Source organism: Pantoea folii (assembly GCF_056678875.1).
In genome coordinates this window covers 230,110-251,686 of the sequence record NZ_JBWXON010000001.1, presented here as the reverse complement: position 1 = coordinate 251,686, position 21,577 = coordinate 230,110, and the positions used below count along the sequence as shown (strand labels likewise).

General features: G+C 52.3%; 16 protein-coding genes. 8 read left to right on the top strand and 8 right to left on the bottom strand.

Annotated elements, in window-relative coordinates:
• Positions 1-328 precede the first annotated feature (328 nt).
• From AC1MDE_RS01260 to AC1MDE_RS01230, 7 genes are all read left to right on the top strand, one after another.
• On the top strand, positions 329-5,875 hold the full coding sequence (locus AC1MDE_RS01260; RefSeq protein WP_480344138.1) for an autotransporter outer membrane beta-barrel domain-containing protein: 5,547 nt from the start codon (positions 329-331) through the stop codon (positions 5,873-5,875).
• A gap of 320 nt (positions 5,876-6,195) precedes the next feature.
• Complete coding sequence (locus AC1MDE_RS01255; RefSeq protein ID WP_337023009.1) at positions 6,196-7,641, top strand: sugar porter family MFS transporter; 1,446 nt, start codon at positions 6,196-6,198, stop codon at positions 7,639-7,641.
• A gap of 153 nt (positions 7,642-7,794) precedes the next feature.
• On the top strand, positions 7,795-8,616 hold the full coding sequence (locus tag AC1MDE_RS01250; RefSeq protein ID WP_480344137.1) for a TIM barrel protein: 822 nt from the start codon (positions 7,795-7,797) through the stop codon (positions 8,614-8,616).
• A 33-nt stretch (positions 8,617-8,649) separates the two neighbouring features.
• Entirely contained in the window at positions 8,650-9,660 is a 1,011-nt protein-coding gene (iolG, locus tag AC1MDE_RS01245; protein ID WP_058961026.1) for a bifunctional inositol 2-dehydrogenase/D-chiro-inositol 1-dehydrogenase, read from the top strand.
• A 233-nt stretch (positions 9,661-9,893) separates the two neighbouring features.
• On the top strand, positions 9,894-10,145 hold the full coding sequence (locus AC1MDE_RS01240; RefSeq protein WP_236699759.1) for a hypothetical protein: 252 nt from the start codon (positions 9,894-9,896) through the stop codon (positions 10,143-10,145).
• Positions 10,146-10,154: 9 nt separating this feature from the next.
• The gene (locus AC1MDE_RS01235) at positions 10,155-10,943 is read left to right on the top strand and encodes a hypothetical protein (protein ID WP_058961025.1); all 789 of its coding nucleotides are present in this window, start codon (positions 10,155-10,157) and stop codon (positions 10,941-10,943) included.
• A 113-nt stretch (positions 10,944-11,056) separates the two neighbouring features.
• Positions 11,057-12,295 (top strand): aromatic amino acid transporter, encoded by a 1,239-nt coding sequence (locus AC1MDE_RS01230; RefSeq protein ID WP_058961024.1) that lies wholly within the window; start codon positions 11,057-11,059, stop codon positions 12,293-12,295.
• 75 nt (positions 12,296-12,370) lie between these two features.
• Here AC1MDE_RS01230 and AC1MDE_RS01225 read toward each other — a convergent pair whose 3' ends face one another.
• From AC1MDE_RS01225 to AC1MDE_RS01195, 7 genes are read right to left on the bottom strand one after another with little or no spacing between them, the layout of a single operon-like run.
• Positions 12,371-13,756 carry an amidohydrolase family protein gene (locus AC1MDE_RS01225; protein WP_058961023.1) on the bottom strand — a complete coding sequence of 462 codons (1,386 nt, stop codon included), beginning with the start codon at positions 13,754-13,756 and terminating at the stop codon, positions 12,371-12,373.
• A complete protein-coding gene (locus AC1MDE_RS01220) occupies positions 13,756-14,526 on the bottom strand; it encodes a cysteine hydrolase family protein (protein WP_058961022.1) in 771 nt (256 codons plus the stop codon). The genes AC1MDE_RS01225 and AC1MDE_RS01220 overlap by 1 nt, the downstream gene beginning before the upstream one ends.
• Position 14,527: 1 nt before the next feature.
• Entirely contained in the window at positions 14,528-14,950 is a 423-nt protein-coding gene (locus AC1MDE_RS01215; RefSeq protein WP_034830140.1) for a cupin domain-containing protein, read from the bottom strand.
• Between the two features lie 2 nt (positions 14,951-14,952).
• Positions 14,953-15,891 carry an ABC transporter permease gene (locus tag AC1MDE_RS01210; protein ID WP_058961021.1) on the bottom strand — a complete coding sequence of 313 codons (939 nt, stop codon included), beginning with the start codon at positions 15,889-15,891 and terminating at the stop codon, positions 14,953-14,955.
• Positions 15,888-17,003 (bottom strand): ABC transporter permease, encoded by a 1,116-nt coding sequence (locus tag AC1MDE_RS01205; protein ID WP_058961020.1) that lies wholly within the window; start codon positions 17,001-17,003, stop codon positions 15,888-15,890. Before AC1MDE_RS01205 ends, AC1MDE_RS01210 begins: the two co-directional genes overlap by 4 nt.
• Complete coding sequence (locus AC1MDE_RS01200; RefSeq protein WP_480344136.1) at positions 16,987-18,537, bottom strand: ABC transporter ATP-binding protein; 1,551 nt, start codon at positions 18,535-18,537, stop codon at positions 16,987-16,989. Before AC1MDE_RS01200 ends, AC1MDE_RS01205 begins: the two co-directional genes overlap by 17 nt.
• 16 nt (positions 18,538-18,553) lie before the next feature.
• On the bottom strand, positions 18,554-19,564 hold the full coding sequence (locus tag AC1MDE_RS01195; protein WP_034830133.1) for a BMP family protein: 1,011 nt from the start codon (positions 19,562-19,564) through the stop codon (positions 18,554-18,556).
• Between the two features lie 121 nt (positions 19,565-19,685).
• Between AC1MDE_RS01195 and AC1MDE_RS01190 the strand changes: the two genes are divergently transcribed.
• Entirely contained in the window at positions 19,686-20,570 is an 885-nt protein-coding gene (locus AC1MDE_RS01190; protein ID WP_255479001.1) for a LysR family transcriptional regulator, read from the top strand.
• Between the two features lie 37 nt (positions 20,571-20,607).
• Here the strand turns inward: AC1MDE_RS01190 and AC1MDE_RS01185 are convergent, their stop codons facing one another.
• A complete protein-coding gene (locus AC1MDE_RS01185; protein ID WP_479402031.1) occupies positions 20,608-21,435 on the bottom strand; it encodes a creatininase family protein in 828 nt (275 codons plus the stop codon).
• Positions 21,436-21,577 lie beyond the last annotated feature (142 nt).

The following is a 21,577-nucleotide window of genomic DNA, read 5'->3' as shown; positions in this document are numbered from 1 at the left end:
TATCTGCGAATATCCATAATAAGAATATATAAACCTCAATAAACTCAGTAATGAATGGACTTTAAATTTAGACTAATGCATTGATATAAATGAAGATGAATCCATTAAGTTACCCCGCGTTACCTGCTGATTTTCAAGGGTTAATTCTTAATTTGACTTAAACCTTCCTGTTCACCTTAACTCCAGCTAGACGTTTTCTTTACGAAATGGTGAGATAACTCGACATAATGCACTCTCCATTCTTGTTCTCACGTTTATTAAACCAATCGTCATGCGCGGTATTAGTTTTTGCCGCGCGGAAAATATTATTTTCTCTCTGGAGGAAAGGGTGTTATTTAAATTAAAACCGCTGGTTATCAGTTTGCTGGCTGCACAAGGCATTATGATTCCTGCGATGCAAACCAATGCCGCCGTGATTCAACCCTTTGACCCTGCGAAAAATGACAACAAAGTGGGGGTGTTTTGCGTGTGCAACGGCAGCACACAATCGCTAACGGGGTTGCCGCAATTTACGCCGGGTAAAAGTGGCGAATTGCAGGTCTCCATTGGCGAGTTACAGGATCAAGGCCGATTGGTGACAGATAACAACTTATTAGGTAAAGAGAGGTTGAGTCTGGGGGCGCAGGATTTCACGATCTCCGTGCCTAATGAGGATCACCGCTCTTACAGCAATTTTCAGACTTACAACACTGCCGCGTTAAGCAATCTCGCCCCGGTCGATAGCAGCACCCTGGTCACCGATTTCGAAGAGGTGAAGAATCAGCAGTACATTGATGCGCGTGTTACCTCAGTGAGTAATGGCACTATCAACGTGCAACCAGGCACTGAGGGAGCCAGCACGGTGGCAAATGGTTGGGAGATGGCGGCAAAGCAGAGCCGCTTATTCACTGCCAGCAACAAAGGCAACATGAACTGGGATTCGGATAACCGTGTCACATTCACCGCGACGCAGATTCCTGCCGTGTCGCGGTGGGGTCTGAATGTGGACAATCTGGTGGCGTATAACGGCGCATTCAGTGTGACCAGCCTCTATGGCGATACCACCGACTTTAACGTGACGTCGTTGACCGATCTGCAAAACTACAACGACTGGCTGATTGAGCAATTGCAGAATGGCCAAATCAGTTCCGCTGACTACAACAACGAATTTAATAAAGCAGTGACGCTCAGCAGCGGGCAGGTGGTGTGGGGAGTGAATACTCCGGATGACGATGAAGCCTTTCTGCCAATAGGCGAACGCGTGGTGCTCAGTGCTGACGGTGCGAATGCGCGTGCCACTATTGAGGCAGGAAAAACCCTTGAGGTGGCGAATGCCAATGGCGGGGCCATGCGTGCGGACAATGGCGCTACCGCAACCATAAACGGCAAGCTCGCCAGTACCGGCAGCGGAATCACCGATAATGATGCTCTGGTATTAACCAATGGCAGCAGCGGCATCAACAACGGTGTGATTAATAGCGGTTTCTTTAATAACGCCGATGGGAGTGGCATTGATAACAGCACGCTCGGCATTAACGGATTAGCGGTAAATGCCAGTGATAGTCACTTTATCAACAACGGCATTATCAACAGCGCGGGATCAGCCGTTGTGCTGGATAACAGCGAAGGGGTGAATAACGGCACCATCAATGTGGTCGGCGACAACGGCAGTGCAACAGCGGTGACGCTGAGCGGCGATGCGAGCACCTTTACTAACAACGGCACAATCTATCTTGGTCGTACGCCGCAAAATCATCCCGGTGATGCAACGTCTGACATTATGCTGGATAGCGCCACCGGTATCCTTCAGTTGGGTCGCAACAGCGTAGTCAACAACGGCCACATCATCATGGGTTCGGGCGTACAAAGCGGCGCGGCGATGAGCGTGTCTGGCGGCGCGGATGCCGTCACCCTGAATAATGGCGTCATTGATGTCAATGGTCGCGGCACTGGACTGGCGGTGATGGACTCTGGCAGCGGCGGTCAGGTGGGCAATGCCGGAGTGATTAACCTGAATGGCGATAACGGTACCGGCCTGTTGGTGACGGCGAATGACGGTGCTCTTTCGCACGCCTGGTCGAGTGGCCCAATCAATATTGCTGGCAATGCAAATGTCACGGAAGGAACACGTAACACCGCAGTATGGGTGAACGGTATCGATGGCGTCGCTTCGGCGGAGATCAGCGGACCGATCACCTTAAACGGAGTTGGCGCGATTGGGATACGCGCGGAAGGCAATGCCACGGTGAATGTGTCGCAGGCGGCTCTACCCACGGGTAATAGCGGTGCCGATCAAATCACCTTTCTCGCTATGGGGCCGAACGCAAAAATTTTACTGCCCGAGAATGGCCACTACGGCGTAACGGGAGATAACGCATCCATCTTTCGTGTGCAGGATGGCGCGAGCTTTGATGGCAGTGGCATGACGTTAATTTCAAACGGCAACCTTTCCACCGCCGTCCTGGGCAGTGGTGATAACACCACGGTCACCACTGGCAATGCCATCTTTAATCTCGGCGAAAATGGCATCGGGTTGCGTATTGAGGGTGCTGCGCAGGGCACAATTGACGCTGCAACCACCGTCAATATGAATGGCATACATAGCATCGTGGCACAGGTACAAGGCAATCGTACCGACCTCAATGGCAATATTACCAACTCCACAACGCTGCCTTACACCAACACGCTGCTGACTAACAATGCCAATATCTATGGCTCGCAGGATCGGCAGATTGGTTTTATTGCCAGTAGCTCTGGGCAGCTGATCAATAACGGTGATATCGCGCTGGAAGGCAGCAACACGGTGGGGATTGGCTCGCTCGGCGGGAATGCCACCAACAATGGTACTGTGTCGATCACGAATGGCAGTAGCGGGCTTTACTCCGAGGGTTATACCTATTCGGTTGCCGCTCGTGCGACCAACAACGGCACGATCAATGTCTCCGCCGGCAATGCCAGCGCGACACAGCCTTCCGTGGGCGGCGTAGCTTTTGGGGACGCAGCTTATTTCTACCAAAATGGCACCATCAATCTGTACGGTGAACATGCGGTGGGCGCGCAGGCGGGCAATGGCGGAACAGTAGTGATTGGTGAAGGCAGTCAAATTGCATTCCATGCTGCCAATCAAATCGGTTATCAGGCGCTTGAAGGCTTTAGCAGCATCAGCAACAGCTCCAATCTGACGACGGATGCGGAGAACATCTCGTTACTGAGTGCAGGCGACGGCGGCTATATCAATAACCAGGGTACCGTCACCGTCAATGGCAACAACAGCCGCGCGGTTGCACTGACGGATGGCGGCCTTCTGGTCAACAGTGGTTCGATTTCCGCTTATAAAGGTGTGGCTTTGGATGCCTCATCAGGAGCGTCAACTTATTGGCAAAACAGTGGACAGATCTATTCCGAAGGGACCGCTGCCATTCGTGTTGGCAATGGCGGTTCGCTTAACATTATTGGTGATGGGCAAGGCGAACAGTACAACAGTTACAGCAGCAATATCTGGTCCAGCGGTGACGCAGACACGGTGTTGATTGATAACGGTGCCGCAGGATTTATCGCCGATCATGTGGAATTGAGTGGTGCCCGCAATCTTATTAATAACCGCGCTGAAACCAGCAATATTGCACTGAATTATGTGCGACTGGACGTCAATGGCGGTAATGGCATTCGCTCGGCAACGTCGTTCGGCTATGACGACCATGTTTATATCAACGTCAGCAGCAACAGCCTGACCAACGCGCCCGGCATCGGCTATCTGTTTGCTAATGAAGATGGTTCTGTCACCCACAACGATTTGACCCTCGGTCCCAATTACACCATTTTCCTTTCGGGTGCCAATACTACCGGCGTACGCGCTAATACGACCGGCAGAGTGATCAACGAAGGCTTTATCGGTGTGTATGACTTTAGTGGCGGATCGGCGATTGTCACTGACACCGCCAGTGAGGTGATTAACCGGGGCAGTATCGTCTCAAACAGTAAAGTCTCACCGGTGATTGATCTGCGCGGAGGGCAAACACTGTTTATCAACCAGGGGCAAATCAGCGCCACCTTCCCGGATATTGAGGTGGTGGCGGGCGGCGCGACCAACGACCGCATTGCACTGATGTCAGGCAGCGTGGTGGGGGATGTGAATACGGGGGCCGGTAACGACATCGTGCAGGTGTCCGGCGGCACGCTTAATGGCAGCGTGACAATGGGGAGCGGCACTAACCAGGCGCTGGTGGAGAAGGTTGATCTGGCCAATACCCGGCACATCACCACGCAGAATGGCGCAGGCAGCACGCTCTATTTTAATGACATCAATGCGCGCGGCGGGTCATTTAGCGCCGATGACCTGAGCAAAGGCACCAACCTTGTCGGTGGCTGGAGCACCATCAACTTCGATAACACTCAATGGACGTTGACCGATAACCTGAAACTGGCGCACAGCACCATTAATATCGGTGAAGGTTCAACGTTGTATGCGGGCAACGGCGTCAATCCACTGCTGAGTGGCGCCACCGACGGTTCGCTGGTAGTGAATAATGCCGGTACGCTGGATCTGACTAATGGCAATGGTGTTCCCGGCAACACGCTAACCATCGATGGCGATCTCAATTCAGCTGGCGGACGCGTGAAGCTCAATACGCAAATTGATACAGGCGTCAGTGACAGTGTGCGTGTGAATGGCAATACCAGCGGCACCACTCTGCTGGATGTTAACCCGACGGGGAACCGTCTGGCGGTGATGACGCCTGAACAGGGCATTGCACTGGCGCAGGTAACCGGCAATGCCAGTGCTAACAGCTTCGCGTTGGCAAAGGGCTATGTCGCCGCGGGTCCTTATCAATATGGTCTTTACAGCGGTTCTAACGGAACCGGTCAGGATTTTCGTCTCGCGAGTAACTTTGTCAGCGATGCAGCAGGTAATGCGGTGCGCCCACAACTTACGCCTCAGATGCCATCTTATATTTCTGCGCCGGTCGGGCTGGCCTACTACAACATGGCGGTGATGGACGATCTTCATAAGCGACTGGGAGAGCTACGTCAGGATTCGGGCAGCAGCGCGGGCAACGGTGGTGAGATGTTTATCCGTTATCTGGGCTCCAATCTCACCTACAAGACGGATCGCAGCCTGAGTCAAAACGGCTACGATTTCGATCTTGATTACAGCGCAGTGCAACTGGGCGGCAATCTGATTCATCTTCAAGGCGCCAGCGACAGTTTGCGAGCCGGGGTGACCTATACGCGCGGTAATGCCCGTATTCGTCCTGATGCAGCGGACGGTTACAGCTCGACCACTTTCGATAGCGATACCTTGTCGCTGTACGGCACCTGGCTGCGTGACAGTGGCTTCTACGTTGATGGGGCACTGTCATTCGACTGGCATCGTGGCGATACCGATATTGCGCGGCAAAAAGAGGTGGGCAAACTGAAAGGCAATGGTTGGGGCGCCTCACTGGAAACCGGCTATCCGTGGCAGTTGGGCAATGGCGTACGTCTCGAACCGCAGGCGCAGTTAATGTACTTGCAACTTAACATGGATGATCTGGTGGATCGAGATAACACACGCGTCAGTTGGGGCAATTACGATCAAACCATTGGCCGCGTGGGCGCGCGTTTGGATCGCACCTGGCAAGATACAACCGGCCAGCAATATACGCCTTATCTGCACACCAGCTATACGCGTGGTTGGGGAGGGGCGGCCACTACGCGAGCGAGCATTAACGGCGGCGCGGACAGTGTCAGTTTCGACAGCGGGAAGTTCGGACAGATGTGGGATGTGGGCATCGGTGGTACGGCCGCGCTAAAAGGGAATCTCTCATTGTATGCCGAGGCCGACTATCGTCAGGAAATTGACGGTAACGGTACGAAAGGCTGGCGCTATAACGGCGGGGTTCGCTGGCAATTCTGATCGCGTTTACCTTACGCCAATACCCATTGGCGTAAGGTTTTTCTTATTTCCTCTCTCGAATGTTTAAATACATATACGCCGCTATTAATCAATATCGCCCACCTCAATTTAGGGTTATTCGAACCCATCTTCGCCTCTCACTCTTTAAATTAACGCTCCCTTTTGATGTTTAACCATCAAAATAAATCAGCCAGAATGCTTGATATCACATTTCGGAAAATGAATTTCAAATAAAAATTAACATGAAATAAAAATACCGATAGCGTCATTTTCTGTTTTGTTCTGCTGTATTTCCAAATGCGTTTTTACCAGGAGAGGTTATGGAAAAAGAACTGTATATCTCGACCAATACCGCGTCAGGCCCGAATAGCGTGACGCGAACTGAGCCTTTTGTGAAGATTATTGCGCTGGTGGCAACGCTCGGCGGATTATTATTTGGCTACGATACTGGGGTGGTATCGGGTGCGCTGTTATTTATGCGCAGTGACCTGCAATTAACGCCCTTCACCACGGGCCTGGTGACCAGCTCGTTACTGTTTGGAGCCGCATTCGGCGCTTTACTGGCCGGACATTTCGCCGATGCCATGGGCCGGCGCAAAATCATCATCACTCTGGCGTTTATTTTTGCCCTTGGCGCAGTCGGTTCAGCCTTTGCGCCGGATGTTGTGTCGATGATTATGTCACGACTTTTCCTCGGCATTGCCGTGGGCGGTGCTGCGGCGACTGTGCCGGTGTATATCGCTGAAATCGCGCCAGCCAATAAACGCGGCCAACTGGTGACCTTACAGGAGTTGATGATTGTATCGGGTCAACTGCTGGCGTATGTCTCGAATGCAACCTTCAATGAAATCTGGGGGGGTGAACATACCTGGCGCTGGATGCTGGCACTCTCGACTGTTCCCGCCGTGCTGTTGTGGCTGGGCATGATTTTTATGCCAGAAAGCCCGCGCTGGCTTGTGATGCGAGGCAATGTCCGCGAAGCCAGACATGTGTTGGAGAAGACCCGTGCAGCAGAGGATGTTGAGTGGGAGTTAGAAGAGATTGAAGAGACCATTGAAGAAAACCGGCAGAAAGGTAAAGGTCGGCTGCGCGATCTGCGTACGCCCTGGCTACGTAAGGTGTTTCTGTTAGGTATTGGTATCGCTGCCATCCAGCAGTTGACCGGCGTGAACACCATTATGTACTACGCCCCGACCATGCTGACAGCAACGGGGCTGAGCAATGATGCCGCGCTGTTTGCCACCATTGCCAACGGCGTCATTTCCGTGTTGATGACCCTGGTCGGGATTTGGATGATAGGCAAAATCGGTCGTCGACCGCTGGTGCTGGTGGGACAGATGGGCTGTACGGCATGCCTGTTCTTTATTGCCGCCGTGTGCTTCTTCATGCCGGAATATCTGGCAGGCGGAGAGGTCAATCTGCTGCGTGCCTATCTGGTATTGACTGGCATGCTGATGTTCCTGTGTTTCCAGCAAGGCGCACTTTCCCCGGTGACCTGGCTGCTGCTTTCGGAGATCTTCCCGGCGCGCATGCGTGGGATCTGCATGGGCGGCGCGGTGTTCGCACTGTGGATGGCCAACTTTGCTATTTCAATGGCATTTCCGATATTGCTGGCTGCTTTTGGTCTTGCAGGCGCATTCCTCACCTTCGCGATCATCGGTATTGGTGGCTCGATGTTTGTGCTGCGCACCATTCCGGAAACGCGAGGGCGTAGTCTGGAACAGGTCGAGCATTACTTCTTCGCGCTGTATGACGGCAAGCCTTAAAGCTGCGTTCGAGGCTTGCATGAGGCTGATGTAAATCACTCAACGATGACGCAGTACAACTTAATAAGATAAATTACTATCAAACCACGTTAAGTACTGCAGCAAAACAGAATAACCAAACTCAAAATACTGATAATGATTTCAGGAAGATTTATGACATATAAAATAAGTAGTGACCGTTTTTGTATTAATCGAAAAATTGCGCCGAATTTAAGTATTAACCAGTTTTTTACGCTGGTTAAAGATCTGGGGTTAAATAAGGTCGAAATTCGTAATGATATGAAAAGTGGCAGTGTGACAGATCATTTGGGCGGCGAGAAAGTCCTCGAACTGGCAAATCAACATGCGCTGACCATCGAAACAATCAATGCGGTGTATCCGTTTAACCAGTTATCCGATGAGGTATTGGAAAAAACACGCGGGTTGTTAAAGGACGCGCGTGCAACGGGTACGAAATCCCTGGTGTTGTGTCCTTTGAATGACGGCACGGTGATTTCAAGTGAACAAACGGTGGCGGCATTAAAAACCCTCGCGCCGCTGTTTGCCGAATATGGCATTGAAGGGCTGGTGGAGCCGTTGGGCTTTCCGCAGAGCTCGCTGCGTTCTGCGGCGCTGGCACAACAGCTGATTAAACAGGCGGGTGTGCCATTTAAGATCGTGCTCGATACCTTCCATCATCATTTGTATGAAGGGGCAGAGCAGGACTTCGCCGAAGGCGTTGACGTTAACCACATTGGGTTGGTGCACCTGTCTGGCGTAACGGACACACGTCCAGTTGCAGAATTGACTGATGAAGAACGCATCATGCTCAGCGCTGATGACATGTTGCAATCGAAACGACAAGTCCAGCGCCTGGAGGAGAGAGGTTACACCGGTACTTACGCGTTTGAACCCTTCTCGTCAGTGATGGAAGCGTGGAGCGAAGCGGATATCGCGCGTGAGATTCGTACCAGCATTGACTATCTGAACCATTAATTTTACTCGTACAGAAGAACGAAGGAACAAACCATGACGCTGAATATTGGTGTAATTGGCACTGGCGCAATCGGGCGCGAACACATTCGTCGTTGCAGTCAGGTGCTGCAACACGCTCGCGTGGTTGCACTGAATGACATCAACCGTGCTAACTGCGAGCAGATCCTGACCGATTTCGCGCTCAAAGCCGAGATCTATGACAATGCACATGACCTGATTAATGCTCCCGATGTACAGGCGGTTCTGGTGACATCATGGGGCCCGACACATGAAGAATTTGTGCTGGCAGCGATTAAAGCCGGGAAAGCGGTATTTTGTGAAAAGCCGCTGGCGGTGACGGCGCAGGGTTGTATGAACATTGTGGAGGCGGAGATCGCGAGTGGTAAAAAGCGCGTGCAGGTTGGCTTCATGCGCCCGTACGATAGCGGCTATCGTGCATTGAAAAGCGTTATTGATAGCGGAGACATTGGCGAACCCTTGATGCTGCACTGCGCACACCGTAACCCGGAAGTCGGCGATGCCTACACCACGGACATGGCGATTACCGATACGCTGATCCATGAACTGGATGTTCTGCGCTGGTTGCTGAAAGACGATTACGTCAGTGCTCAGGTGATTTATCCGCGTAAAACCCGTAAAGCCTCATCGCATCTGAAAGACCCACAGATAGTGCTGCTGGAAACGGCGAAAGGTGTGCGTATTGACGTCGAAATTTTCGTCAACTGTGCCTATGGCTATGATATCCAGTGTGAAGTGGTGGGTGAGACCGGGATTGCGAGCTTACCTGAGCCGATGTCCGTTCAGACGCGAAGCGCGGCTAAACTCTCCACGGGAATTCTGACCGACTGGAAAAAGCGCTTCATCGATGCCTATGATGTGGAATTGCAGGATTTCATTAATAATGTGTTGTCTGACAACATGACGGGCCCATCGGCCTGGGATGGCTATGCTGCGGCGGTTGCTGCCGATGCTTGTGTTGCCGCGCAGAACAACGGTGAGATTGTGCCGATTACCATGCCACCACGCCCTGCGTTTTATCAATGATGGATATACGGGTGCACCAGATGCGCCCGTGTCAGTAGCCAGCGTCAGAAAGTGTGCTTGATTTATCGTTGGAGATTCACCGCTAAGTGCTGTATAAATATTCAGTTCATTTAAAGCGAGATGGCTTGTTTTGCCTTCTAAAAGGGCTACTTTTTCAGACTTGAATTGAATGTTGCCCACATTTAAATGTCGAAATTTCAGGAAAGGTTGAGTTTTTACTTTGAGGAGGCATCATGTTGAAACGGTTGATGCCCGTTGACGGTTTAAACTTCGTGAAGTCAGGAGATCATATGCCAAAATTTCTGGAGCGTTTTCTCAGCATGCCGGGGCGATTGATGCAATCAATCAACCAGCAGGATATTGAGCAGTCAAATGACAGTAAAATTATCACTGATGCGAACGGTAATGCCTGGTTAAATATGAGTAATCCTCAGGTCCGCGATTCCATGCAGGCTCGCATGAAGGAATTGGCCGCGAAACGTTAAGGATTAACGATGGGTCCGTTGGTGATTATGGTGGTATTGGTCTGTGGCTTTTGGTTTACAGAAAATCATTATCAATCACGCATACGCCAGGCCAGAACTAATGGCTGGACATCGTACTTTTATGTTGCCATGCATGGTTGCAAGTTTGTCATTCAGGGATTTTGCCTGGTTCTGTTCATCTACCTGTTTTTACTCATTGTTAGTCTCATTATTTCAATCCCCCATCTGTTTGTGTCCACCTATGGCATCCAAGACTTCTATTCGTGGTTAACGAACAAAACGGCTCTCTCATATCCACTGTTTTTCATTCTCTCTTTGTGTGCAGGGTGTTTTATCGCCTGGAGGGCAGGTGATGCCGCACAAAAATCATTGCGTGACGAACGCGTCCGTCAGGCCGCCTATCGTGAAATGGCAGCCCTGGATGCGATTGAATCCCTGCTGGTTCAGGCTATTGATGAGGACATGTTGATTTTCGTTACGCTTAAATCACGCAAGGTCTACATTGGTTATGTCGCCGCACCTCGTATAGAGCACAGTCTCACCCAGCACCTGTCTATCATCCCTTGTATCAGTGGCTACCGGGATAAGGACACGTTGTATTATCACGAACAACATCGTTATTACGAACTCTATCTGAAGAAGGGGATTACGGCGGACTCAAAGGGATTGAACCTGCAACATTTCCGACATGTGATACCAATGAATGAAGTAGAGGCCATTTCGTTATTTGATACCAGCACTTACCAATGTTTCGATGAATTCATCAACAACAAGTCTGAACACCTCTCTGACGAATGACGCTGTCACCCTAAGCTGACACTCACCGCACCACGACCTGCTGCCGTAGCCTCTCCCTCACGCCGCTTTCCGTGTAATATCGCCGCCTTTGATGTTTGCAGGGATTTTACATAATGACGGATTTAACCTTGAGCCGTCGCCAACCCTCTGTTTGGTGGGGCGCGATGATTATCTGCGGCACGGTGGTGGGTGCGGGTATGTTCACCTTGCCAATTGTGATGGCCGGTGCATGGTTTGGTTGGGCGCTGCTGCTGTTATTGGTGACGTGGGGCGCGATGTTGCTATCCGGTTTGCTGTTTATGCGCACCAGCCTGCATTACCCACAGGGTTCGGGATATGACACCTTAACTAAAGACCTGCTGGGTCGCGGTTGGGCAACGCTTAACGGTCTCAGTATTCTGTTTGTGCTGGGCATCCTGACCTATGCCTACATTTCCGCCAGCGGTCCGGTGTATCAGCACTCGCTCAACCTGGCGGGGTTGCCGCTCTCCACCGCCGGTGCGAAAATCACGCTAACGCTCTGCGTTGCCGCCGTGGTGTGGCTCGGTACCACTGGCGTGAGTCGTTTAATGACCTTCTGCGTACTGGCGAAAATCCTGCTATTGATCCTGCTCTTTGGTGGTTTGCTCACGCAGGTCAGTTTGCCTTCGTTGATCAGCGCGGCGCCAGTTGGGGAAAGCTATTGGCCTTATGCTCTCGGCGTATTACCGTTTTGTCTGGCGTCTTTTGGTTATCACGGCAATATCACCGGGCTGGTGAGTTATTACGATGGTAACAAACGGCATATCACTCAAGCGCTGGTGCTCGGCACCCTAATGTCGCTGGCACTCTATCTATTCTGGGTTACCAGCACCATGGGCAATTTGCCGCGCGCGGCATTTCCTGCAATCGTGCAGCAGGGTGGCGATATCGCCGCGCTTATGGCGGCGCTGAGCAATCATCTGCACGTCAGCGCACTGGCATTGATGATGTCGATCTTTTCGCATTTCGCTGTGATTGCGTCCTTTCTCGGCGTTACAGCCGGTCTGTTTGACTTCATCGCCGATCGTTTAGGCTGGGGCAATTCTCCAGCTGCACGGCTGAAAACCGCCTGCCTGACCTTTCTGCCACCATTGATGGCGTCATTACTCTGGCCACATGGCTTTGTCGCCGCGATTGGCTTCGCAGGACTGTTTGCTACGCTTTGGGCCGTGTTTATCCCGGCAATGCTGGCATGGAAAGCACAACAGCGTTTTGCCGGGATGCCGCGTTCCACGCTTCCGATTGTGCTTGTGATGATTTTCGGTGTGCTGAATATCGTCGCCTGGTTACTGAGCTGGGTGGGCTGGCTGCCCACCTTCGGTGGCGCTTGATTTAACGCAATTCAATCTCACCTGCTGATTGAAGGGGGTGTTTATTGGGTCATTCAAAGCCAAAAGAAACACCGATTAAAATGCCATTGAACGCCAGCCTCGTGGCGTGTCATTGCCGGTTCGTGCGGCCAGTGATTGTGCCGCACGTTGTGAACGCGCCATTACGGCTTGCTGGTTGATCTGAGTAAATTCGCCATTTCGCAGCAAATGCGCACCGTCAACAAATACATCACTGACTTCATGACCTAATGCGGAATATACCAGCGATGAGACTGGGTGGTGGATGGGTGTCATCGCCGGATGCGAAGTATCAACAATAACCACATCCGCGCGCTTACCGACTTCTAATGAACCGACCAGATGATCAAGACCAATGGCTCGGGCACCATCAATGGTGGCCATCTCCAGCACCTTCTCCGCGGTCATAATGGTGGGATCGCGGTGTACCCCTTTTTGCAGGAGTGCGGCAACTTTCATCGCCTGAAAAAGGCTGTGATTATTGCTACTGGCAGGGCCGTCGGAGCCGAGTCCCACCGTCAATCCAGCCGCCAGCATTTCAGGTATGGGAGGCACGCCGGACGCGAGATATAAGTTACTGCATGGATTGTGCGAGACGCGTGTGTCGTGATGTTTTAGCGCGCGGATATCACGAGAACTGCACTGCACACAGTGCACGGCCAATACATCAGAACCAAGGAAACCGATATCACTCAGGAATTCGGTGTCTGTTCCCTGAAAACGCAGTTTGGCTTGTTCAATTTCAAAATCAGTTTCCGCCACATGCGTAGTGATGAGTACGCCAGTTTCATTGGCTAGCTCACGGGTACCGCGCAGCACTTTCTCATCCAGAGCCCAAATCATACTGGGTGCCAGGCCCACTTTGACGCGGCCGTCGGCTTTATGATATCGATGAATAACCTGACGTGCGTCTGCCAGCGCGGCTTCCGGCGTTTCGATAAGTGCTTCAGGGATGCCATGTTCAGCGCCAGTGGTCAGGAATCCACGGCATACATGACCGCGAATACCACTGACCTCAAAAGCTTCAATGACTTTTGCGGTCAAACCCGGCCGGGGATGAGCATACATAAAATCGACCAGAGAAGTGACGCCTGAGCGCAGAGACTCCATGCAGCCGTGCAGGGCTGCGGCATAAACATCCTCTTCCGTTAACGCGACAGCACTCGGTCCGGTCATACAGGTAAACCATTTTTTCAGCACCATGTCGTCGCCCAACCCTTTTATGAGCGTCTGAAACAGGTGCGTATGCGTGTTGACCATACCCGGAATAATAATGCGTTGACGGCAATCGATAACCTCTGCCTCAGGATATTGCAGGCTGAGCGTCTCGCGTGTTCCGATGGCACGGATATGCTGGCCTTCAATCACCAAACTGGCTTGTTCCAGGATTTCACGCTGTGGGTTCATGGTGATAATCCAGCCGTCGGACAATAAATAACTCATCAATCACACTCCAACTGCTGTTGTAATTGCGATGCCTGAACGACAAAACCGAAGCACTGTTGCACGTTGTACAGCGTGGCGTCGCGGCAATAAGAGGGTGAAGTGGTTGCGCTGCAATCCTCAAGAAGCAGGCAGTCATAACCCCGGAAGTTAGCGTCTTGAAGGGTGCAAAGCACACATTGATCGAGGTTCACGCCAGCAAACAGCAGTGTTGTCATGCCAAGGTTACGCAGAATGCTGTCGAGTTCGCTGTCATGAAAGCCGGACATACGATATTTGTTGATGCGGATATCGCGTGAGTCCGGCGTTAACTCTTCAACAATTTCAGCCGCCCAACTGCCGGCTTCCAGCACAGGCGCACCGGAAAGGGGGAGAGGATCACCTAAGCCAACGCCATCGCCATAGGGGTTATAAACATGCAATAGCGCAGGGCTGAGATTGAGCTTATCGGGTCGATTACCCCAGTTAAGCCAGATCACCGGCACCTCAGCTTGACGCAGTACCGGTAGCAAATGTTGTAGCGGCGCGATGGGCGCGCGTGCAGGCGTGATATCAACCCCGATGTGGCCAAGCCAGCCATTGGGATGACAAAAATCGTTCTGCATATCAATCACGACGATCGCGGTGTGCTGCAAATCAAAAATCACAGACCTTTCGCCAGTGCTCAGCTCGACCGGGCGTGAAACTTGCGTTGGTCGACGTGTATCAATGAGTTCTTTTGAAACACGCCATTGGTTAAATCGGTTGCTGCCCAATACGTTTAACCCCATTTCAGGCTCCCGTCAGAATACGCAAATCTTCACTGTCTAATGTGACAGGGTCACCGCTGCGAATCAGTTCGGAAAAGCCCTCGTTTGGTGTCATGACCGTCAGCGTATACAGCTTTTCAGTTCCCGTATTACGTATGGCATGATCGTTACCTGGATGTAACAGCAGTGAATCACCTTTCCTGATCACCAACTCGTCATCATTACAGCGCGCCACGCCTTCGCCATGAAGAACATAGAAAAACTCATGGGCAGTGGCATGTTCATTAGGAGGCGTCGCGCCGCCGACGTTAAAGATCTCTACAACAAAGATATTCTCAATGCCATCGAGGGTTTTATCGCACAGGATGGCGAAGTAGTTGGTGCTGTCCGGACTAATACGGAAAGCCTGAACATCTTTCAGATTATTGAAACGAAACGTTTTCATCATTATTCCTTTCGATAAGGCTGCGTCAGTGCGCCGGGTTGTAATGTGCGTCCCACGACACCTGACATCGCCAGAATCGTGAGCAGATAAGGCAGAGCGAGCAGCACCTGCGGTGGCAGCGTGTTTTCAAACAGCTGTAAAGAGAGTTGCAGTGCATCAGCCGCACCAAAGATAAAGGCGGCGAGCAGGGCTTTTAGTGGGCTCCAGCGGCCAAAAATCACAATAGCAAGCGCGATAAACCCTTGACCACTGACGATATTGTCGCGAAACAGGCCAATTTGCGCGGTGACCAGATAGCCACCTGCTAAACCCGCTCCGACACAGGAAAACAGCACGCCCCAGGTTCGGATTTTCAGTACGTTCAGGCCGGCAGCATGTGCAGCTCGCGGGTTTTCTCCAACGGCGCGCAGCGAAAGACCAAAGCGCGTATGAAACAGACAATACTGTGCCAATACGGCCAGAATCAGCGTGAGGTAAAGGGGCAGCGGCTGCTGGAACAGAATCGGTCCAACGACGGGAATGGATGAGAGCACCGGAATATGCCAGGGCTCCAGCATAGGAATGGTTGGCGACGACCCATTGCCCATCACCAAGGCATAGATCCACGATGCAAGCCCGGCAGCGAGAATATTAAACACAATGCCAACCACGACCTGGCTGGCATGTGCGCGCAGATAGAGCGCGGCCAGCACACAGCCAACGATCAAGCCGCCAACGCCACCCGCGATAAAACCCAGCGCCGTGGAACCACTTTCAACCGCCATCATGTAACTGGCCAGCGCGCCAAGTAAGATGGTGCCCTCAATGCCAATATTGAGCACGCCGGAACGTTCGGAGTAGATTTCACCTAGCGCAGCAAGTAGCACCGGTCCGGCAAGTCGTACCGCGGCGGCAAGCCAGCTGATAAAGAACGCGGTATCGAGATTAGCCAGCAAATTCATGATTGCTCCTCCACAAATGGACGGCTGGATCTGCGTAAACCCGGTAAGTTAATGCGGTAGTAGCGCAGCAAATCACCGGCAAGGATTAGTAACACCACCAGACTTTGCAGGATCAACACCACCGATGTGGGTAAACCGGTTTGGCGCTGCATGGCACTGCCGCCCACTTCGAGCCCGCCGTATAAAATCGCAGTAGGGATCACCAGCAACGGATTCAGACGCGCCAGCAAAGCGACGACCACGCCGATAAAACCCACCCCTCCGGAAATGCCATCCATTAAGCGATGTTGAACGCCAAGCACCGCACACAACCCGGCAAGCGCAGCTAATCCTCCGCCGAGCAATACGGCCCCCATCTGACGACGGTTAACATCAACTCCGCTATAGCGTGCAGCACGTGGATTCAGGCCAGCAATTTTTATTTCAAAGCCCGCCGGCGTGGCACGCAACAGCCAGTAAACAAACAGGCTAGCGACCAGAGCAATGGCGATTCCCCAATGCGCACGCATACCGTTCATCACAAAGGGTAACCAGCTATCGGCGGGCAAACGTGGCGTTTGTGGAAGGTCGCCCGGGGCACGCATCGGTCCGGAAACAAGGAATTGCACGATGAATAACGCAACGTAATTTGCCATTAATGAAATCAGGACGTCGTTGCCGCCGAATTTGACGCGAAGCGCACCGACCCATCCGGCCCAAATGGCACCCGCTAGAAACGCGGCCAATAAAACCATCGGCCAATACAACAGAGGGGGGATGGCCCACGGAAAACCCTGTGGTGTACCTGAAAGCGCGATCCAACTGGCTGCTGCAGCGCCCAGTAAAAAGCAACCCTCAAAGCCGATATAACCCAGTCCAGCTCGCCATACCACAATGGTCGCCAGCGCGATGAGCATGAGTGGCGTGGCCTGGACTATGCTCAGACCAAGACTGCGCAGAGAGCCGAATGCTTCATTGAACAGGAAACCATAAGCTGATAGCGGGTTACCGCCGAAGGGGATAAACAACAATCCCACGATAGCGAAAGCGGCGATAATGCCGCAGATACTGGTCAGCATCAGCGCGCCAGTCGATTCTGCAGGGGCGAGACGTCTCTCAAGCAGCTTCTTCACGTTCGCCTCCTTTTTGCAGATGAGCGCCCGCCATAAGCTCACCCAGTTTTTCTACTGTTGCTTCATGAGCAGGTAGTTCGCCCGCGATTTGTCCGCTGTACATCACGGCGATGCGATCGGACAGGTTAAGAATCTCTTCCAGTTCTGCGGAAATCATCAGAATGGCGCAGCCGCGATCGCGCGCCGCAATTAACCCTTGCCACACGCTCTCAATCGCTCCGACATCCAATCCACGTGTCGGTTGTTCAACCACCAGTAAGCAGGGATCGCTCGCTACTTCTCGTCCTAGTATTAATTTCTGCAAATTTCCGCCAGAGAGTTTTCCAGCTTCGAAATCCGCATCGGGTGTGCGTACAGCGAAACGTGCAATAATATCGCGGGCATGCTGGCTGATGCGCTGTCGGTCCAGCAACCAACCACCTGCCCGAGTGAAACGGTGTTGGCGGCCTAACAAGGCGTTGTCAGTGATTGATAACGCTGTGACTGAACCGACGCCACGACGATCGGCGGGGATAAATCCCATCCCTTTATGACGACGGACTGCCGGGGAATCCTCGCTGATATCGGCCCCATTTAACAAAATGCGCCCGGCCTCCAGCTTGCGCAGATTGAGTAATGCTTCAGCAAGCTCGGACTGGCCGTTACCTTCGACCCCAGCAATGCCCAGAATTTCTCCGGCTGCAACCTGCAAAGAAACGCGCCAGATTTTTTGCTGACCGCTGGCATCCCGGACCGCAATATTGTCGACATGCAATACCGTTTTACCCGGCTGACAGGGGGATTTCTCCACGCGAAGTATCACATCACGGCCCACCATGCGGCGGGCCAAATCGCGCTCTGAAGTGTCATTGATATCGACCGAATCGATCATCCTGCCGCCGCGCATCACCGAAACATGATGGGCGATAGCCATGATTTCATACAATTTATGTGTCACGATCACGACGGAACGCCCTTCAGCGCACAGTGATTTTAACGTGGCAAACAGGCCTTCTTTTTCTTGTGGCGTAAGCACTGCAGTGGGTTCATCAAGAATCAGTACCTGGGCGTCGCGGTACAATAATTTGAGGATCTCAACGCGCTGCTGCACGCCAATGGGTAAATGTTGCACGCTCGCCCAGGGATCGATGGCCAGACCGTGTTTGTCAGATAGCGCCTGTAACCTCTGAGCCGCGGCTTGCAGATTGAGCGCACCACTACGATTCTCTTTCAACCCCAGCACCACGTTCTCGACCACGGTCATTGGCTGTACCAGCATGAATTCCTGGTGAACCATACCGATGCCGCAGTGGATGGCATCACTTGGATCGCGAAAACGCCGGGGTAATCCATCCACGACAATCTCACCTTCATCTGCCTGATACAGGCCATACAGAATCTGCATCAAGGTGCTTTTACCTGCACCGTTTTCTCCCAGCAAGGCGTGGATTTCACCGGCTTTTATGCTGAATGAAACGCCATCGTTGGCCACGACGCGAGCAAAGCGTTTGGTGATGTGATTGAGTGCCACGCGAACAGGTGCTGTTGCTGTCATAACAAGTTCCCGCCGGTTAAACAGTTGGTTTCAACGCGCCACTGTCGAGCTGCTGCCAAATGGTCTGGAATTTAGCCCATGCATCCGCGCTGACGAGTTTGCTGTTGTAGTGTTCATTGCCGCTGACCACCGACCAGGCTTTACCCACCGTTGGATGCCATTCATCACCCCCTTTGAAGGTTTTATTGGCGACTGACTCTCCGACTTGTTCAACCATCCAGTCGAGGTTCTGACGGAAGCTGCACGCGACATAATCTGGTGCGACATCACGCTGATCGACATAACAACCGATGGCCTTCACTTTACCCGCGGCAGCGCCTTGCATTGCGCCTAAGCCGGTCACATCAGCGGCATGCCAAATGACATCTGCTCCATTGCCAATCATGGTGGTGGCCGCTTCACGGCCTTTGGCGGCGTTGTCATAATCGCCAGTGACCACACCCATACCTTTGATGCCGGGGCGGGTCTTTTCTGCAGCCTGAATGAAGGCCCGCATCATGGCTTGCTGAGTGGGGTTATCGCCTCCGCCAACAAAGCCGACGGCTTTACCTTTATCGGAGATCAGTGCCGCCAGTGCCCCTGCAGCATAGGCGCCTTGTAAATACGCGAGGTTGACGTATTCAACGTTACCAGGTGATTTCTCACCAGGTTTGAACGTTGAGGCGAAGAAGTAGGTTTCTGGGTATTCCGGCGCAATTTCGGCAAATGCGGAACCGTATTCGAAGCTGTGACCAATGATCAGGGTGTAACCATCGTCAGCGTAACCTCGGATCACTTGTTCCATTTGAGCTTGCGGTACGCTTTCACTGTAGGCGACGCTAAAACCGGCCTTTTTCAGGCTCTGTAATCCAGCAAATGCCAGTGAACTCCAGCCACCATCGGCAACAGAGCCTGGCAGCAGCAGGGCAATTTTTATGGTGTTATTCGCAGCCATTGCGCTGCGCGACAGCATGGGAGCCAGAGCCGGTAACAACAGCGCGCCAGCCACTAATTTCGCAAATTTTCTGCGGGATACGTCTGCCATCATGTGTTCTCCTGGTGTGGTTTTGTTGTATTAATTACCGGAAGAGCATTATCTTAAAAGCATCATTTTTCGCACTTACCGATGACTTAAAGGCAACGCAGAGGAAAGCATGCTTCAGCACCGTTTGTTTATCTATATCGACCAAATAGCGCGCAGTGGTTCGATTCGCAAAGCCGCTGAGCGTTTACATATTTCGGCCTCAGCCATTAATCGCCAACTGATTGCGCTGGAAGAAGAGCTAGGTACACCCTTGTTCCAGAGACTGCCACGTAAGATGGTGCTAACCGCAGCGGGCGAAGCCTTGATTCATCACGTGCGTCAGAGTTTTAAAGAAATTGAAATAGCGCAGATGAAGATTGAGGAATTGAAAGGACTGCGGCGCGGTGAAGTCACAGTAGCAATGATGAGCGGGCTGGCAGCCAATCTCATCCCCCTTACGGCGGCGGAGTTTCGCCGTGCTAATCCACGAGTGAAATTGCATCTTCAGCAACTCACCACGGGTGAAAACATCACCAATGCAGTAGCAAGCGGTGAAGCAGATTTGGGGATTGGGTTTGATTTTGAACTGCAGCCTGTGCATCGAAAACTTGCCAGTGTACCGGTGCGACTGGGGGCCGTGGTGGGCACCGGTCATCCACTGGCTGAAAAAGCCAGCCTACGTCTTAGTGACTGTCTGCCTTATCCCGTGGTGATTGCTGATAAATCTATGGTCATCAGGCCATACTTGAATGAGGTTTTTGCGCGAGCATCGATCAATCTGCAAACAGTCATCGAAACTAATTCCATTGAGGTGATGCGCCAGTCAGCGATGATGGACCAGACGCTGACTTTCCTGACACCGATTGATATCGAATCAGATCAACGAAGCGGGCGATTGATCTATATCCCGGTCCGTGAGCTTGCGCAGCATACACAGACGCTGATGTTGATTGGTCACGATCGCGGAACAAGCGCTATTGGTAGCGTATTTGCGGAGACACTAAAAGGTATGATGTCGACGTTGCGTTAGCGTTGAGGGCATCCGTCTGGTTGCCCTCAACGTCTGCTTAAACCTTCTTTGATCGGAAGGCAGTTTCACCTTTGAGGAAGTCCAGGTTAAACGCTTGCACCTCACGAACCAGGGTGATTAAGGCTTGTGCTGCACGGTCGGTGGCAATCTGACCCCGTTCCGCATCTGCAGCGGCTGCATTGCCTGTGGTGCCTGAGAGATGAAGGTCTTGTGCCATCCAGCCGAATCCTATACCGCCTTCAGGGTTGAGTATCCCGCCACTGGCCTCCAACGCCACTGAGGTTGAGACGAAATCATCAGCATATGCCATCTGCACCAATTCGGGATGCAGATGCAGCATCATACTGGTCTCTGATTCTCCACCGTGAATGCCGTGCTGCATCTCTTTTTCGCTATACAGGTCTGATGCATCAATTGTCCGGAACCAGCTGGCCCCAACGGCAAACATCCCCAGTTCGATGCGCAGTTGACGGCAAACAATCTCCATTAATTGCGGTTGGCCGCCGTGGGAATTCCAGAAAATGATTTTGCGAATGCCCGCCCGCCAGGCGCTTTTTGCTACTTCAAACCACACTTTGCCCAGCACTTCATACGGCAGTGAAAGCGTACCAGGATAAGCCAGGTGTTCGTCTGATTTGCCAATCGGCAGGGCGGGTAACACCAACATTGGCAGGTCGTCGGGCATGAGTTTAACGGCGCGTTGAATTATGCCCGCATTTATGGCGGCATCCACGCGTACCGGCAGATGTGGACCATGCTGCTCAACGGCTCCAATCGGTAAGACAGCCACTATGTTTGCCATATCGAGTTCACTAAATTCCCGAGTGGAAAGATCCCACCACCAGGGCGAAGACGGTTTTACCATGTTAACCTCCATTTTTTAGCTCAACATAGCGGGTTGCCACTGCAATGGAAGCAACAAAATTCGTACTGATCGTTGCCTTTAAGTCATCCTTCCTGACAAGGTGCTCTTCAAAATCTCACTGAAAGCGGCACACGTTTTGGCT